Source organism: Staphylococcus sp. EG-SA-2 (assembly GCF_017152085.1).
The window spans coordinates 1-874 of record NZ_JACYHC010000959.1 but is presented as its reverse complement, the minus strand read 5'-3'; the positions used below and the strand labels follow the sequence as shown (position 1 = coordinate 874).

General features: G+C 31.6%; 2 protein-coding genes. Both read left to right on the top strand.

The genetic code is table 11. From position 1 onward, the window contains the following. Positions 1-278, top strand: a 278-nt coding sequence (locus tag IDG60_RS16670) for a branched-chain amino acid transport system II carrier protein (protein WP_206160953.1), incomplete at its 5' end; no start/stop codon positions are given. A 238-nt stretch (positions 279-516) separates the two neighbouring features. Then, the coding region (locus tag IDG60_RS16665; RefSeq protein ID WP_206160952.1) for a formate/nitrite transporter family protein at positions 517-874 on the top strand (358 nt) is incomplete at its 3' end.

Here is an 874-nt window from a genome sequence, read left to right as displayed (position 1 = left end):
CCGTGTCTATTGCACTTGTACTGATATCATTTGCTAACATGTTTAGCACATTCAGATTCAGTTGGGCCTATCGACTCGCAACTGTTATTACATTGATTATTTCAATTTTACAAATACTAAATAGTTTTAACTTATTACACGGTGTTATTTTGAAATCGTTTATGATGTTACCTTTAGCAGATATCGATTTAGCTTGGCTTGTACCATTCATGCTCTTTGCTATTATCGGTTTCATAATCGATGTATTTATACGCCGTCCGAAACAAGCTACAACTTAATAGACGCATAATCTCCTAGTAATGATCGTCGCATCATTACTAGGTTTTTTTGTATGAAAATCTGTATTTATTCATTGATACTAACTGACGATTAATTATTTTAAAATAAATGATTTGTTAAAAAATCCTAGCTGTTATTCAAAAATATTAGTTTTTAAAATTAATTTTGTGAAATTATTCACAAATAAGACGATTCATAGTATACTCTGATTAACAAATGAAAAGTGAGGATGTCATTGTGAAGGAGAAACATATTAAATGGGATAAAATATTTTATGGGGACGACTGGGTAAATAACGTAGTCGAAACAATAAGAACAAAAGATATATTACAAAGCGTTTATTTAAAACGTTATTTATTACGCGCGATGATGGCAGGATTTATTATCGGGATTATTACGGTCTTCGTATTATCAGTTAAAGCAACACACGAACCAGATTTACCGCCAGGCATTGTGAATATGGCCAGTGCCATTACATTCAGCTTTGCGTTAGTACTCATTTTATTTACAAACTCCGAACTACTAACCAGTAACTTCATGTACTTTACTGTAGGCCTGTATTATAAAGTAATTAAACCGACTAGAGTATTGAAAA